This window comes from Nocardioides sp. NPDC004968 (assembly GCF_040608935.1).
Classification (GTDB): domain Bacteria; phylum Actinomycetota; class Actinomycetes; order Propionibacteriales; family Nocardioidaceae; genus Nocardioides.
Window position 1 is genome coordinate 141,412 of the sequence record NZ_JBEXJF010000005.1, and the last position, 14,740, is coordinate 156,151.

12 protein-coding genes are annotated in these 14,740 nt (G+C 67.8%); 9 read left to right on the forward strand and 3 right to left on the reverse strand.

All coding sequences use genetic code 11. From position 1 onward, the window contains the following. Positions 1-7 precede the first annotated feature (7 nt). Entirely contained in the window at positions 8-1,195 is a 1,188-nt protein-coding gene (locus ABZU72_RS08535; RefSeq protein WP_355018420.1) for an MFS transporter, read from the forward strand. Then, complete coding sequence (locus tag ABZU72_RS08540) at positions 1,188-2,471, forward strand: MFS transporter (RefSeq protein ID WP_355018421.1); 1,284 nt, start codon at positions 1,188-1,190, stop codon at positions 2,469-2,471. Before ABZU72_RS08535 ends, ABZU72_RS08540 begins: the two co-directional genes overlap by 8 nt. On the opposite strand, the gene ABZU72_RS08545 is transcribed toward ABZU72_RS08540, so the two are convergent. Then, the gene (locus tag ABZU72_RS08545; RefSeq protein WP_355018422.1) at positions 2,462-3,202 is read right to left on the reverse strand and encodes a FadR/GntR family transcriptional regulator; all 741 of its coding nucleotides are present in this window, start codon (positions 3,200-3,202) and stop codon (positions 2,462-2,464) included. The two genes, ABZU72_RS08540 and ABZU72_RS08545, sit on opposite strands and share 10 nt — an antisense overlap. 437 nt (positions 3,203-3,639) lie before the next feature. Between ABZU72_RS08545 and ABZU72_RS08550 the strand changes: the two genes are divergently transcribed. The 7 genes from ABZU72_RS08550 to ABZU72_RS08580 all read left to right on the forward strand — a co-directional run bounded on the left by ABZU72_RS08550 (position 3,640) and on the right by ABZU72_RS08580 (position 11,824). After that, a complete protein-coding gene (locus tag ABZU72_RS08550) occupies positions 3,640-4,629 on the forward strand; it encodes an extracellular solute-binding protein (protein ID WP_355018423.1) in 990 nt (329 codons plus the stop codon). Next, entirely contained in the window at positions 4,626-6,404 is a 1,779-nt protein-coding gene (locus tag ABZU72_RS08555; protein WP_355018424.1) for an iron ABC transporter permease, read from the forward strand. The genes ABZU72_RS08550 and ABZU72_RS08555 overlap by 4 nt, the downstream gene beginning before the upstream one ends. 27 nt (positions 6,405-6,431) lie before the next feature. Next, complete coding sequence (locus tag ABZU72_RS08560) at positions 6,432-7,562, forward strand: ABC transporter ATP-binding protein (protein WP_355018425.1); 1,131 nt, start codon at positions 6,432-6,434, stop codon at positions 7,560-7,562. A 10-nt stretch (positions 7,563-7,572) separates the two neighbouring features. Next, positions 7,573-8,808 (forward strand): MFS transporter, encoded by a 1,236-nt coding sequence (locus tag ABZU72_RS08565; protein ID WP_355018426.1) that lies wholly within the window; start codon positions 7,573-7,575, stop codon positions 8,806-8,808. 31 nt (positions 8,809-8,839) lie between these two features. Next, positions 8,840-9,964, forward strand: a complete 1,125-nt coding sequence (locus ABZU72_RS08570) for a hypothetical protein (RefSeq protein WP_355018427.1) — start codon at positions 8,840-8,842, stop codon at positions 9,962-9,964. Positions 9,965-9,974: 10 nt separating this feature from the next. Next, the gene (locus ABZU72_RS08575) at positions 9,975-11,531 is read left to right on the forward strand and encodes an ethanolamine ammonia-lyase reactivating factor EutA (RefSeq protein ID WP_355018428.1); all 1,557 of its coding nucleotides are present in this window, start codon (positions 9,975-9,977) and stop codon (positions 11,529-11,531) included. A gap of 137 nt (positions 11,532-11,668) precedes the next feature. Further along, positions 11,669-11,824 (forward strand): hypothetical protein, encoded by a 156-nt coding sequence (locus ABZU72_RS08580; RefSeq protein ID WP_355018429.1) that lies wholly within the window; start codon positions 11,669-11,671, stop codon positions 11,822-11,824. Between the two features lie 28 nt (positions 11,825-11,852). On the opposite strand, the gene ABZU72_RS08585 is transcribed toward ABZU72_RS08580, so the two are convergent. Together ABZU72_RS08585 and ABZU72_RS08590 are read right to left on the reverse strand one after the other, a co-directional pair. After that, positions 11,853-13,406: an ethanolamine ammonia-lyase reactivating factor EutA gene (locus ABZU72_RS08585; protein ID WP_355018430.1), complete on the reverse strand. Its 1,554-nt coding sequence runs from the start codon at positions 13,404-13,406 to the stop codon at positions 11,853-11,855. Beyond that, positions 13,393-14,640: a hypothetical protein gene (locus ABZU72_RS08590; protein WP_355018431.1), complete on the reverse strand. Its 1,248-nt coding sequence runs from the start codon at positions 14,638-14,640 to the stop codon at positions 13,393-13,395. Before ABZU72_RS08590 ends, ABZU72_RS08585 begins: the two co-directional genes overlap by 14 nt. Positions 14,641-14,740 lie beyond the last annotated feature (100 nt).

The window sequence follows — 14,740 nt, forward strand, 5'->3', positions numbered from 1 at the left end:
GAACCCGGTGCCGATCCACCGGAGACTCCGGCGCTCTCCGTCGCGCGACACCCTCGCAGCCGCGGGGGGCGCCGCGCTGTTCTCCTGCGCTCTCGGACTCGCCTCCGTGGCACTGCCGCTGCTGGCGATCGACGCCGGCTACAACGCGGTCGAGGTAGGCGTGCTCACCGCCATCTCGGCGATCGCCCAGATGACAGCCCGGCTCGGCCTGGGCGTGGTCATGCGGGTCCTCCCGGACTGGACCCTCGTTGCCGCGGCGACTCTCATCCTGGGGATCTCGAACGGGATGGTCGCGGTCGACGCGGCGGTGGTCCCGTTCGTCATCGCTCAGCTGTTGCAGGGCGTGGCCCGTGCCTGCTTCTGGACCGGCAGCCAGACCCACGCCGTACGTCGCGAAGGCTCCTCGGTGAAGTCGCTGGCGGCGGTCAACTTCGTCTCCAACACGGGGCTGCTCGTCGGTCCGCTGATCGCCGGTCTCCTCTCGGCCCGGAGCCCGGCGTACGCCTTGGGGTGGGGCGCGGTCATGGCCGCGGTCGCATTCGTGCCGACCCTCTTCATGGACCGGCTGCGCCCGTTCAAGCGGGTCAAGGACCGCAGCGAAGAGCGCCTGTGGCGACGCCCCGGCGTGTCTGCGGGCTGCTGGGCAGGCGTCACCGCCGGCGCCTGGCGCGGCCTGCTCGGCTCGTACGTTCCGGTCGTGCTGACCCATGCCGGACACTCGTCCACCGTCGTCGGCGCCCTGGTCGCGGTCGCCAACGCGAGCTCGGTGGGTGGCTCGGCCGTCGCCGGGCGTACGTCGCGTGCCGCTCTGGCCCGCGCGTTCGCCATCGGCGCGGTAGTGACGGGAGCGAGCCTGGGCGTCGTCGGCTTCCTCGCCGGCAACGCCTGGCTGGTCGGTCTCGCGCTCGGCATCTCCGGACTCTCGTCGGGGACGCTGCAGACACTCGGGCCGGCGATCGCCAGCGACTCGGTCCACCCCGAGGAGCGCGGCGAGGCGATCGCGGTCACCGGCACCTTCCGTGCCGCGGCGCTCTTCGTGGCGCCGTTCGGGGTCGCGGGGCTGGTGCTCGTGATGCCACTGTCGGCCGCTATCGCGGCCGCGGGGGTCCTGGTGATGGCGCCGGCGCTGAGTGCCGGCAGGTTGCGCGGGGCACTCGCCCGCATCGAAGCCGAGGAGAAGGTCGTCAGTGACTGAGTCGACGGAGCCCGTCGAGCCGGAGGGACGCCGGCGCTGGCCGTGGGCGCTTCGTTCGCTGGGGCACCGGAACTACCGGATCTTCATCACCGGTCACTCGGTCAGCACGATCGGCACCTGGATGCAGCGGGTCGCCCAGGACTGGCTGGTCCTCGACCTCACCGGGGATGCCGTCGACGTGGGGATCGCGGCAGCATTGCAGTTCCTGCCCGTGCTGCTCTTCGGGCTCTGGGGCGGCGCATTCGTCGACCGCTGGGACCGTCGACGGGTCATCATCTGCACCCAGGCTGCCAGCCTGGTGCTCGCGGCCGTCCTCGCGGGCGTGGTGCTCTCGGGCTCCGTGGAGCTGTGGATGGTCTTCGGGCTCTCGCTCTCGCTCGGTTTCGTGACCGTCTTCGACAACCCTGCCCGGCATGCTTTTGTCGCCGAGGTGACCCGGCCGCAGGACTACGTCAACGCCCAGGCGCTCGCCTCGACCGTGCACAACCTGGGCCGGCTGGTCGGTCCCGCGGTCGCCGGCACGCTGATCGCCGTCGCGGGTTCGGGATGGGCCTTCGCCATCAACGCGGCCTCCTTCATACCCGTCATCTGGGGGCTCCTCCTCATCGACACCAGCTCCGCGTCAGCGGAGCCGGGGGAGCGGAAGCACGGCCGCGTACGCGAAGGGCTCGTGTACGTCTTCTCCCGTGCGGAGCTGCGCGCCTGCATGATCCTTGTCGCCGCGATCGCGCTGTTCGGCCAGAACTTCCGGGCTGTGCTGCCGGTGCTCGCCAAGGAGACGTTCCACGGTGACTCGCAGACCTATGGGTGGCTGACCTCGGCACTCGGGGTCGGAGCGGTCATCGGCGCGCTCGGCACCGCCGCCACCGAGCGGGTCAGCAGTTGGCGGCTGCTGCTGGCCGGCGGTGCCTTCGGGGTGGCCAACGCACTGGCCGCGGTCGCCCCGTGGCTGTGGGTGGCGATGGCCGCGGTCATGTTGATGGGGATCGCGAACCTGGCGTTCAACACCCTCTCCAAGACCCTGCTGCAGCTGGGGACGGAGCCGAGCATGCACGGGCGGGTGATGGCCCTGCACGGCTTCGTCTTCTTGGGTACGACGCCGCTGGGCATGCCGCTGATCGGCTGGGTGTGTGACCAGTGGGGAGCGCGCGCGGGGCTGGCGGTGGCGTCGGGGACCGCCGTCGGCGCGGCAGCACTGGTCGCGCCGACACTGCGCCGACTACGAGCCGGGACAGCGTCGAAACCAACGGACCCGACGATCCTCGATCAGGCGTGAGTGTCCTCGGCGGTGCGTTCGGCGGTGCGCTCGAGGTGGGTGCCCATCACTGCGACAGCGGCATCGACGTCCCGCGCCTTGATCGCCTCGACGAGGGCGCGATGCTCCTCGGTGCCCTTGTGTCCCATGGTGGGCGCCGCCATCTGGGCCTGGCGCAGCGACATCAGCATCGGGCCGTGAAAGCTGTGCACCAGCATCTCGATCGCGGGGTTGTGGGTGCAGCTGGCGACACGGACGTGGAAAGCGGCCGACAGCCCCATGGTGTATTCACCCGCGGCGAGTGCGGCTTCGGCCTCCTCGATGATCGCCAGGAGGTCGGTGATGTCCTCGTCGGTCGCACGCGTCACGACCAGCGGCAGAATGCCCAGCTCGACGATCTTGCGAGCTTCGGTGACGCCGGACGCGGTCAGCGGGGCGAGGGAGAGCAGGTCCGCCAGGCCGGCGCCGAGTCGTTCAGTGGACGGCGTGGTGACGAACGCGCCGCCTCGGGCGCCGACGCGGATCTCGACCAGGCCGCTGGCCTCCAGCACGCGGAGTGCCTCGCGAACAGTGACTCGGCTGACCCCGAAGCGCTGGCACAGGTCGCGCTCGCTGGGCAGACGGTCTCCCGGGGTGAGGCGGCCGTCGCGGATGAGCAGCTTGATCTGGTCGACGATCACTTGCGAGACCCGGTCGACACTGACTTTGGCGAACATCTCGACGCCGGCTGCGCCGGAACTCGAGGTTGTCAAGGCGGATCCCTCCTGGGGCTCGTCGCGGATTTTCCGAGACGCGATTGGGCCAATGGACTGTGGGTTAACCGTACACCTCTCGCGGGCGTCTGTGGGGACTTCGGCCCGGCTTGGCGACCTGGGGCATGCGCCCGTCTCCCACGCTTCCGGGCAGCGAAAGAACCAGTTGCTCAAACAACCAGAGAAGCCGACGATGGCTGGGTTAAGAGTCCGTGACGCCCTTCACACCGCTGCTGTGTTGTGTTACATATAGTGCTAATGGTCTGACCATCATCCCGTAAGAGGGTCGGGCGACGAGTCAAGGAGCACCCCAATTGAGACCCAGACTGGCCTGTGTCACCGCAGTAGCTGCAGCGACCCTGATGTTTGCCACGGCTTGCGGTGGATCCCCCGTCAGTGGGGGACAGAAGTCCGGCGAACCCACAGAGGCGGAAGCCGTGTTCAAGGAGATGGCCGCACTCGACGGTCAAGAGCGTCGGGACAAGCTGGTCGAGGCCGCCGAGGACGAAGGTGAGCTCACCATCTACACCTCGATGACCGATGACATCGCGCTCCTGCTCGAGAAGGAGTTCGAGGCGGACTTCGATGTCGCGGTCGACCTGACCCGCGCCGAGTCCACCACCGTGCTCACCAAGGTGCTCAAGGAGTACAGCTCCAACTACGCCGGTGCGGACATCGTCGAAACCAACGCGCTGGAGCTGTTCGCCCTCAACAGCGAAGGCGCACTCGCTGAATACTCCGGAGAGCGTCGGGACATGGTGGGCGAGCAGGGGCAGTTCGAGAACTGGACCGCCACCCGCTACAACATCTTCGCGCCGAGCTGGAACACCACCGCAGTCAGTGCCGAGGAGGCCCCCAAGAGCTGGGAGGACCTGGCCGACCCGAAGTGGAACGGCCGGCTGGCGATGGAACTGTCGGACTACGACTGGTACCTGACTCTCTACGGCTACTGGCAGGAGCAGGGCAAGTCGGACGAGGAGATCGACAAGCTCTTCGCCGACATGGTCGACGGCGCCGAGGTCCAGAAGGGCCACACCACCATGTCCGACCTGCATGTCTCGGGGAAGTTCGATGTTGCGGCGACGAACTACACCTACATCGTCCAGCAGAAGATCAACTCGGGAGCCCCGCTGGCCTACGAGCCGATCGCGGAGCCGGCGATCGCGCGACCGAACGGTTTCGGCCTGGTCCGTAACGCCTCGCACCCCGCGGCCGCGATGCTCTTCGCCGACTGGATGCTCGAGGAGGGGCAGCAGGTCCTCATCGATCTCGGCCTCACCCCGGCGATCGTGCCCGAGGGCGCCAAGGACCCGATGGAAGGCGTCGAGGTGATCCCGGTGGACACCGAGAAGATGGTCAACGAGAACGAGAAGTGGACGAAGGCGTACGACGACCTGCTCCGCGGGGCGGGAGGTGCTGGCAGATGACGACCACGGCTCCCGCCGAAGAGCGGGCACCGGCACCAGCGAGGAAGTCGCCGGTCGATCCCGGTACGGACAGCGGCACGCCCTCGTTGCTGAGACGGATCCTGACGCCGAAGACACTGATCCTGGTGCTGGTCGCCGCGGTCATTTTCTGGTTCGGTGTGGTTCCGCTCTGGTATCTGCTGCAGGTCACCTTCCTCGACCCTGAGACCGGACAGTTCACCCTCGGTGCGTTCAGCGAGGCCTACGGCGACTCCAAGGTGTTCTCGCTCGTCGGGACGTCCTTGTGGTTCGCGTTCGGTTCCGCAATCCTCTCGCTGGTCGTCGGCACCGGACTGGCGTACCTGATCGTGCGAACCGACGTGCCGTTCAAGGCACTGTTCTTCGCCTCCTCGATCATCCCGCTGGTCATCCCGGGGATCCTCTACACGGTCTCCTGGATCCTGCTCGCCGACACGGACATCGGCCTCCTCAACCGCTATCTGGAGAAGCTGCCGCTCATCGGTGAGGGTTTCTTCAACATCGAGAGCGTGTGGGGGATGATCTGGGTCGAGGGCCTGCACCTGTCACCCATCGTCTTCCTGCTCATGGTCGCCGCTTTCCGGGCGATGGACCCCTCGCTCGAAGAGTCCGCGCAGATGTCGGGCGCCTCCCGGATCACGGTCATCCGCAGGATCACCCTCCCCCTGATCCTGCCGGCGATCGTCGGCGCGATGCTGATCATGACGGTCCGCAGCCTGGAGAGCTTCGAGGTCCCGGCGCTGCTGGGTGTCCCCGCCAACATCTACGTGTTCACCAGCCAGATCTACTTCGAGCTGCGCGGATGGCCGATCGGCTACGACACGGCCGGCGCGCTCGCCGTTGGGCTGTTGGCGCTGGCGCTGATCGGGGTCACCTTCTCCAACCTGATCGGTCGAGGCTCCAAGAGCTTCCAGACCGTGACCGGGAAGGCCTTCAGGCCGCGGCCGATCGAGCTCGGCAAGTACCGTCCCATCGCCGGCGCCGTCGTCATCGGGTACTTCCTGATCGCCGTGGTGCTGCCGCTCGCGGTCCTGGTGTACTGCTCTTTCCAGCCGTACTACCAGCTGCCGTCGATGGACGCCTTCCGAAGCTTCACGCTCGACAACTTCCGCGACGTGATCGAGAACCCGACCGTGCTGCGCGCCTTGAAGAACTCGCTGATCCTCGGTGTCGGATCGGCGACTGTGGTGATGGCCTTCATGGCGGTCGCGTCCTGGATCACCGTGCGGACCCGGATCCCTGGCCGTCAGCTGATCGACGGGTTCACCTTCGTGCCGCTGACCATTCCGGGCCTGATCATGGGTGTGGCCCTGCTGGTCACCTATCTCAACTTCCCGATCGGGGTGTACGGCACGCTGTGGCTGCTGGGGATCGCCTACTTCACCCGCTACATGCCGTACGGAATGCGGTACGCCGTCACCTCTCAGCACCAGATCGGTGCCGAGCTCGAGGAGTCGGCGTACATGAGCGGCGCCACCTGGTGGCAGACGTTCCGCCGGGTGCTGCTCCCGCTGCTGATGCCAGGCCTCCTCTCGGGCTGGATCTACATCCTGGTCGTCTCCTTCCGCGAGCTCTCCAGCTCGATCCTGCTCTACACCTCCGGCAGCGAGGTGCTGGGCATCGTGATCTGGGAGGAGTGGGAGAACGGCTCCATGGCTGTCGTCTCGGCGATCGGTGTGCTCATGGTGCTCACGCTGGTCCTTCTCGTATCCATCGCCTACAAGCTCGGGGCCAAGGTCGGCCTCCAGCAGGACTGACCTGCCCGGTTCTGAGAGGAAACACTCATGTTGGAAATCACTAGCCTCGTCAAGAGCTTCCCCGGCGAGAAGACCAAGGGGAAGACGGCCTCGAACAACGTCTTCGCCATCAACGACGTCAGCTTCGAGGTACGTCAGGGTGAGATGTTCACCCTGCTCGGCCCCTCGGGCTGCGGCAAGACCACGACGCTGCGCTCCATCGCGGGTCTGGAGAAGCCGGACAGCGGCAGGATCGCGGTAGGCGGCAAGACCTTCTTCGCCGCAGGCGGCGGTGCCAAGTCGGTCAACGTGCCGGCCAACCAGCGCGGCCTCGGGATGGTCTTCCAGTCGTATGCGATCTGGCCGCACATGACCGTCTTCGACAACGTGGCGTTCCCGCTCCAGGTCATGCCACGCACCAAGCGACCCAGCAAGAAGGAGATCGAGAACCGGGTCAACCGGGTGCTCGAGACGCTCGAGCTGCGGCAGTACGCCGAGCGTCAGGCCACGAAGCTGTCCGGTGGTCAGCAACAGCGCCTCGCGCTGGGACGCGGCATCATCATCGAGCCCGAGCTGCTCTTGCTCGACGAGCCGCTGTCCAACCTGGACGCGAAGCTGCGTGAGTCGCTTCGCTTCGAGCTCAAGCGGCTCCAGCGCGAGCTCGGCATCACCTCGATCTACGTAACCCACGACCAGGTGGAGGCGCTCTCCCTGTCCAGCAACATCGCGGTCATGAAGGCCGGCGAGGTGATGCAGCTGGGCAAGCCGCGCGAGATCTACGAGAACCCGAACAGCCAGTTCGTCGCCGAGTTCATCGGCACGTCGAACTTCATCGAGGCCACCGTCTCGAACCGCACGGGCGAGGCGTACACGGTCGAGACGAACGAGGGCACTCTCACCCTGTCGAGCGGTGCCCAGGTGCCCACCGGCACCCGGGTCGTGGCTTCGATCCGACCGGAGGCGGTCGGGATCTCGACCGAGCGCCCGATGGCGACCGAGAACCTCTGGCAGGGCAAGGTCGCCACCCGCGCCTTCTTGGGCGACGCGGTGGACCACGTCGTCGGAGTCGGCAAGACCGAGATCCGCGCCCGTACCGTGCCGTCGGTGTCGGTCCCGCCGGGCACCGACGTCTACCTCCACCTGGAGGCGGACAAGATCTCGCTCGTCCCGGCCGACTGAGATCCCCGCCTTGGCACTCCCTGAGGTTCTTCGGCACCGCGGCTTCAACCTCTACTGGGCTGGAGTCATCCTGTCGGAGATCGGCACCCGCGGGACCATCGCGGCCGTCCTCTACCACGTCTATCAATTGACGGGTTCGTACGCGCAGACCGGTCTCGTGGGGGCCGCCCAGGCGGTCGCTCTGCTGGTGCTCTCGCCGCTCGGTGGCGTCTACGCCGACCGCCTGGATCGGCGCAAGCTGCTCCAGGCGGCGCAGGCGGTCGCCATGCTGGTCGCGCTGGGACTGGCGGTCCTGACTGCGACCGGTGCGGTGAACATCTGGCTCATCTATGTCGCGGTCATCCTGATCACGGCGGCGGCGACCTTCGACTCACCGGCCCGGCAGGCTCTGATCCCGGCGATGGTGCCGCGCGAACAGCTGCCCCAGGCGTTCGCTCTGCTCAACCCGTCCCGCGAGCTGGCCATCCTGATCGGCCCGGGGCTGGGTGGGGTGCTCATCGCGGTGGGTGGACCGGAGCTGATGTACGGCTTCGATGCGCTGTCCTACCTCGCGATGGTAGTCGCGCTGGCGTTCATCGAGGTGCCTCATCTGCCGGGCTCGCCCAAGGACGAGTCGATATGGGCGCAGATGAAGGACGGCGTGGACTACATCAGGGGCCGCTCCATCATCTGGATGCTGATGTCGCTGGACCTCTCGGCGACGCTGTTCAGTGCCTACCGGGTGCTGCTGCCGGCGGTCGCCACCGAGATCCTGCACGTGGGGCCGAGCGGCTATGGCATCCTCGCGGCGGCTCCGTCCGCGGGAGCGTTGCTGGCGTCGTACACGATCTTCAAGCTCGTCTCCAGGAGCAACCGGCTCGGCCGGATCCTGCTGGCGGCGACGGTCATGTACGGGGGAGCGGCCATCCTGCTCGCGCACGCTGGGGTGTTCTGGGTCGCGCTGCCGGCCTGCCTGCTGCTCGGCGCCTTCGACGCCGTCACCACCACCATCCGGCACGCGGCGGTGCAGCTGGAGACGCCAGACGAGGTGCGGGGCCGGGTCACCTCGATCTACCAGATGGCCTCGCGCGGGGGCCCGGCGCTTGGTGACGCCTTGATGGGCAAGGTCGCCGCGTCGCTCGGTCCTGTCACAGCGCTCACCGCCGGCGGGATCCTGACGGCGCTCTACGCAGTGACCTTCCTGCCTCGGGCGAACGTCGTCCGCGAATACGCGGGGGCGAAGGCCCCCGCCCACCAACAAGCTTGATCAAATCCGAAACAGTGAAAGAGGAATGACAGTGGCCAAGAAGGACGCGATCGTCTCCGACGATCTGGCGAAGAAGTTCAAGACCGAGAAGGACAGCCCGTACGTCCGCTGGGTCGCCGACGAGGGCCTCGACATCATCGCGGCCCATTACGTGGAGGACCTCAAGACAGTCGAGCTCAAGCCGTGGGCCCGCCGCGGTGGCCGGGGTGTGTTCATCAACCACGAGGCATCCCGGACCTCCAACGACTGCTACGTCGCCGAGATCCCCGCAGGTGGTGCGCTCGAGCCGCAGCGCCAGCTCTTCGAGGAGATGATCCTGGTGCTGTCGGGCCACGGCTCGACCTCGGTGTGGAACGACGCCGGGAAGAAGGTGACCTTCGAGTGGGGTCCCGGCTCGATCTTCGCGATCCCGCTCAATACGGTGCACCAGCACTTCAACGGCTCCGGCACCGAGGTGGCCCGCTTCGTCTCCTCGACGAACGCTCCGCCGATCATCAACATGTACGACGACCCCGAGTTCGTCTTCAACACGTCCTACGACTTCCCCTCCCGGTTCAACGGGGAGCCGGACTACTTCGACAACAAGGACGAGCAGGACGGGCTTCTGCTGAAGACCAACTTCGTGTGGGACTCGGTCAGCCTCCCGCTGATCGCCGCCAAGGAGCGCGGCGCCGGCGGAGGCCACATCCGCTTCTCGATGGCGCGCGGCTCGATGAACAGCCACATCTCGCAGTTCCCGACCGCGACGTACAAGAAGGGTCACCGTCACGGCCCGGGTGCGCACGTCATCATCCTGTCGGGTGAGGGCTACTCGCTGATGTGGCCCGAGGGCGAGGAGCCCAGGCGCTACGAGTGGAAGGCCGGCTCGATGATCGTGCCGCCGAACATGTGGTACCACCAGCACTTCAACACCGGCTCCGAGCCGGCCCGCTACCTCGCCTTCAAGCACGAGGTCGTCTCCATCCGCAACGCCCAGGGCGTCCCGAAGGCCTGGATCAGCCAGCGCATCGGTGGCGACCAGATCGACTACGCCGACGAGTCCTCGCTCGTGCGCGACACCTTCTCCAAGGCTCTGGCCGAGAACGGCCTGACCCCGCAGATGGACGCTGCGTACGAGGCCGAGCTCGCCGACCTGCCGCCGAAGCACGGGGAGTGAGACCGACCCGATGAACCACGCTCACGACGGGCATCACCACGACCACGACCACGGGCACGACCACGCGCACGACGAGCTCGACGCGCGGGACCTGGCCGCCGCGTTCGCCGACAACCCGATCTGGCTGCGGGACAACGTGGAGATGCTCAGCGTGGGCGTGGACATCGGGTCCGCCGGGACCCAGGTGGCCTTCTCCCGGCTGGTGCTGCGGCGCAAGGGTGAGGACCTGACCAGCCGCTACATCGTGGTCGAGCGGGACACGCTCTACCAGTCGGAGCTCTACCTCACGCCTTACGCCGCCGATCTCACCATCGATGCCGCTGCGCTCGGTGACCTGCTCGACAAGGCGTACGGGCAGGCGGGGCTGAGTCCCGACGAGATCGACACCGGGGTGGTGATCCTGACCGGCGAGGCGCTGCGTCGGGAGAACTCCGAGGCGATCGGCACGGTCGTGGCGGAGCGGGCCGGAGACCTGGTCTGCGCCACGGCGGGGCACCACATGGAGGCGATGCTGGCGGCGTACGGCTCGGGTGCGGTGCAGACCTCGCACGACCGTGGTGGCAGGCTGCTCAATGTCGACATCGGTGGCGGTACGACGAAGCTGAGCTTGGTCGAGGACGGCAAGGTGCTCGCGACGGCGGCTCTGCATGTCGGGGGGCGGCTGCTGGCCCACGACGCCGGCCGGATCACGCGGCTGGAGCCGGCCGGGCAGCGCCACGGCGTCTCTGCCGGTGTCGGGCTCGCGCTCGGCGGACAGGTCGACGACCCCGGCCTGACGGCGGTGGCCGAGGAGATGGCCGACGCCGTGCTCGCGCTGCTCGGCGGCGAAGGCGACCCCGACCTGTGGCTCACCGAGCCCCTGCCCGTCGACCTCGTCGCTCTGGACGGGCTGGTCTTCTCCGGAGGAGTGGGGGAGTACGTCTATGGTGCGGAGACCCGCGACTTCGGTGATCTGGGCCTACGGCTGGGCGCGGCGCTGCGGCAGCGGGTCGACGACGCCGGACTGACCCTGCTCCCCGCGGCCGAGCGGATCAGAGCGACCGTGCTCGGGGCCTCGGAGTACACCGTCCAGCTCAGTGGCATCACCACCCACCGCGACGACGCGGAGAAGCTGCTGCCGCAGCGCAACCTCCAGGTGGTCGCGCCGGCCTACACGCTCGATGAGGACCCGATGGGTCCCGTGGACGCCGGCACGATCGCGGGTGCGATCCGGGGCCACCTGGCGGCCTTCGGGGTGGAGCCGAGCGACGACATCGCGCTCGCGCTGACGTGGAGCGGCGCCCCGGCCTACCCGCGGTTGCGGGCTCTGGCAGAGGGCGTACGCGAGGGCCTGGCGGCGCGTCTCGAGCGCGGCTGTGCGACGTACCTCGTTCTCGATGCCGATATCGGTCTGACCCTCGGCCGGATCCTGCGCGACGAGCTCGGTGTCGACGGTGGCCTGCTCGTGCTCGACGGGCTGCAGCTGCGCGACTTCGACTATGTCGACCTCGGTCGCGTACGTCAGCCGTCGGGCACCGTCCCGGTCACCATCAAGTCGCTGGTCTTCGGCGACCGGATGATCGGCTGAGCGGGGAACAGCGACCGCGCGCCAGTGTCGTGGCGGCTACGTGAGCAAGCACACGTAGCCGCCATCGCATTGGTTAGACCATTTCGTGGTTATGGTGGTCGGGCGCCTGAGATCCAGGCACCGAAGCGGAGGAAACCATGAACCAGCTCTACACCCAGGACGCTGTCAGCCCCCTCATGATCCAGCCGAGTGAGGTCCGTGTGCGCCGCTACCGCGAGCGCGATCTGCGGGCCGCGTTCGCCGCGTTCGCCCGTAGGTTCCGCATGACTGTGCAGGTTCCCGTCAGCGAGTGACCCCCGGGCCGATGCCGAGCCCGGGCCGTCAGACGGCTGCCCCCTCGCGACCCAGTGCCGCGGTGGCCGGGAAGACCAGCGACTTGATCACCACAGGTACGGCACCCGATGCCGCCAGGAGCTCGCCGATGTCGATGAAGTCGAACGCCTGGAGAGTGAGCCCGTCGATGGAAACCACCGATGTGGGCAGTCCCAGCTCCTCATTGACGTGGATGCCGACCAGCCCGCCGACGTCGCCGTCGCCGACCAGCACCAACGGCAGGCCGTTGCTGGTGTATTCGGCCATGCCCGCGGCCACGCCTCGGCAGAACGCGTCGAGCCGGCCGAAGGTGGCCGATCCCTCCCAGCGGTAGCACAGGGCGACCGGCTGCTTCTTCGGCAGCGAGTCGAAGGTCTGCAGGGCCTCCTTCACGGCCACCGTGATCTCGTCGGCATCGAGCTCCTCATGCGTCAGCGGCAGCCGTGGCATGAGCACGGGTACGTTGCGCAGCGGCAGCAGCGAGGCCGGCTCCACGAAGATCGTTGTCCCGCTCACCTGCACCGTGTACTGCGAGGCGCCGACGACGGTGGCACGGATGCCCTGCTCGGCGACCTGCAGCTCGGGCCCCCACTCGGAGACGCGCTCACGGATCGCCGTCGCCAGGCGTAGACCGAGGTCGCCGTGGTCGCGCTGGTCGCGCCCGTAGACGTACTCCGCCACGCCGCCGGAGAAGGAGATCGCATCCGGAGCGGGACCCGCGGGCAGCGGATCCAGGCGCATCAGGTCAGCCGTCGCGCGCGGCGTCGGACCGCTCTGCATCGCGGCGAACAGGTGGTCCGCCATGAGTTCGACGAGCCGCGAGAGGCCATCGGCATCAGGGGCCGCGCCCATCACCAGCTCGAGACCGGCCTCGGCCGCGAGCCGACGGGCGGCCTCCTCGATACGGGTGACGCGGCCCTCCGTGTCGAAGGCGAGGATGCGGGCGCCGACGTCGATCGCGGTCACCGCCTGCACCTCACCATCCCCGCAGACGGCGATCTTGGACGTGCCGCCGCCGATGTCGATGTTCATCGTGCGGTTGCCGTTGGCCTCCGATCTGGACGCCGCTCCCGACCCGAAGGCCGACAGCTGCGTCTCCAGCGCGTCGCCGGCGCTGACGGAGACGAACCGGCCCGCGACCTGAGAGAACACGTCGGCGATGATGCGCGAGTTGGTGCGGCGTACGGCCACGCCGGTCATGATCAGTGCGCCGGTGTCGATCTCGTCCGGCGACACACCCGCCTCGGCGTACTGCCGATCGAAGAACTCCCGCAGCGCTTCGCCGTCGAGAGTGTCGCCGGCCGTGTCGCCGGTGCGGTAGGGCGTGAGCAGAACGTCCGACTCGTGCGTCACCTCGCGTGAGGTGACCAGGTATCGGTTGTCCCGCCGCTCCAGAACGATCCGGGACAGCACCATGTGGGTGGTCGAGGAGCCGATGTCGACGCCGACGCTGACGAGCCGGATCTCGTCGTCCTCCAGCACCAGGCTGCGCCCTCCGCTGGTGAAGATCCGGCCGCCGGTGTGGCCGATCGGAGTCAGCTCCGAGGGCTCACTGAAGGCCATCGGCCATCTGGCGCTCGCTCGGGTCCCAGTCGATGCCTTCGGGACGCTCGTACCAGCTCGGATCCATCCGGAGCTCGACGCCGTTCTTCTCGAGCGTCGCCTCGTACTCCGTGCGGATGTGCGGGTCCTCCTGCCAGTACGCGATGGCGGTGCCGCCCTCGTGCAGATCGCGGGCCGTGTAGTCGGTGTGCTTGGCGCCGGGGGCGCCGGGGTCGCGGCCCGGGTTGTGCGGGCCGAACCAGGCGCTGAGCCGGAACGGCTCCTTCGACGCGCTGAAGTGCTGGTGGTACCAGCGCTGGCCGCCCGGCGCGGCGGTGATGAAGCCGAACCGCTCGTAGTCGAGACGCTGTACCTGGTCGCCGTTGCCGTCGGCCCACGGCGTCGGGCCTAGGTGCTCGGGCCAGGTGTAGGTGTAGCCGTGGCCCTTCAGGCAGATCAGGATCGCGGCGGAGGTGTGCGCGTGCGCCTTCGAGTAGCGGCCGTTCTCGTGCTGGCCGATCCAGTAGTAGAACTGGTTGTCGGTCATGTAGGGCTCGACGCGGCGGTAGCCGGGGGAGCGGCGGTTGTCCAGCGGCAGGTCGCAGTCGATGACGTCGGGGATGAAGTTCGTACGCCGCATCGCGAGGCCGCGCACCGGGTCGGGCTCGATCTCCTCGCGGTACTTGAAGAAGTCGTCTGCCCCGCTGAAGCGCTCGCGGAAGACGAACGGGTTGCTGAACACGGCTTCCACGTTGTTGAGCTGGTTCAGCACGTTGGGCGCGGTGTTGCCCGCCATCAGGATCGCGGGCTTCGAGGTGGCGTTGACGATGCGGAACCAGGCGTTCATCGGGATCGAGAACATCGAGCCCCGCTGCCACTCGAAGACGTGCTTGTTGACGTCTCCCTCCTGCCAGACCTCACAGGTGCCGCGGCCCTCGACGGCGAGGTAGATCTCCTCGAACATGTGCTTCTCGGGGTTCAGCGCACCACCGGCCGGGACCTCGACGACGAAGTGACCCCACTTGGTCTCGGTGCCGTACGTCTGGATGTAGCTGCCGCGCCCGCCCTTGCGGTCCCAGTCCTCGCGCGGGAGGTCCGTCACCGTCCGCACGCCCAGCCCGCGGAAGACCGGGATCCCCTCGGACTCCATGAACGTGTCGTACGGCATGGGCTGCTTCTGGAAGTCGCCGAAGCCGGCCCTGTGGTGCTCGGTCGGCTCCTGCCACACCGTCTCGGTCGTTGTCTCGGTCGACACGCTCACTCCTCTTCCGGTGGCTCGGTATATGTGATAGGCATCACTGTAATGGTTATACCATCAACCCAAAAGGGTTGCTGCCGGTTCCCCAGGAGATGAG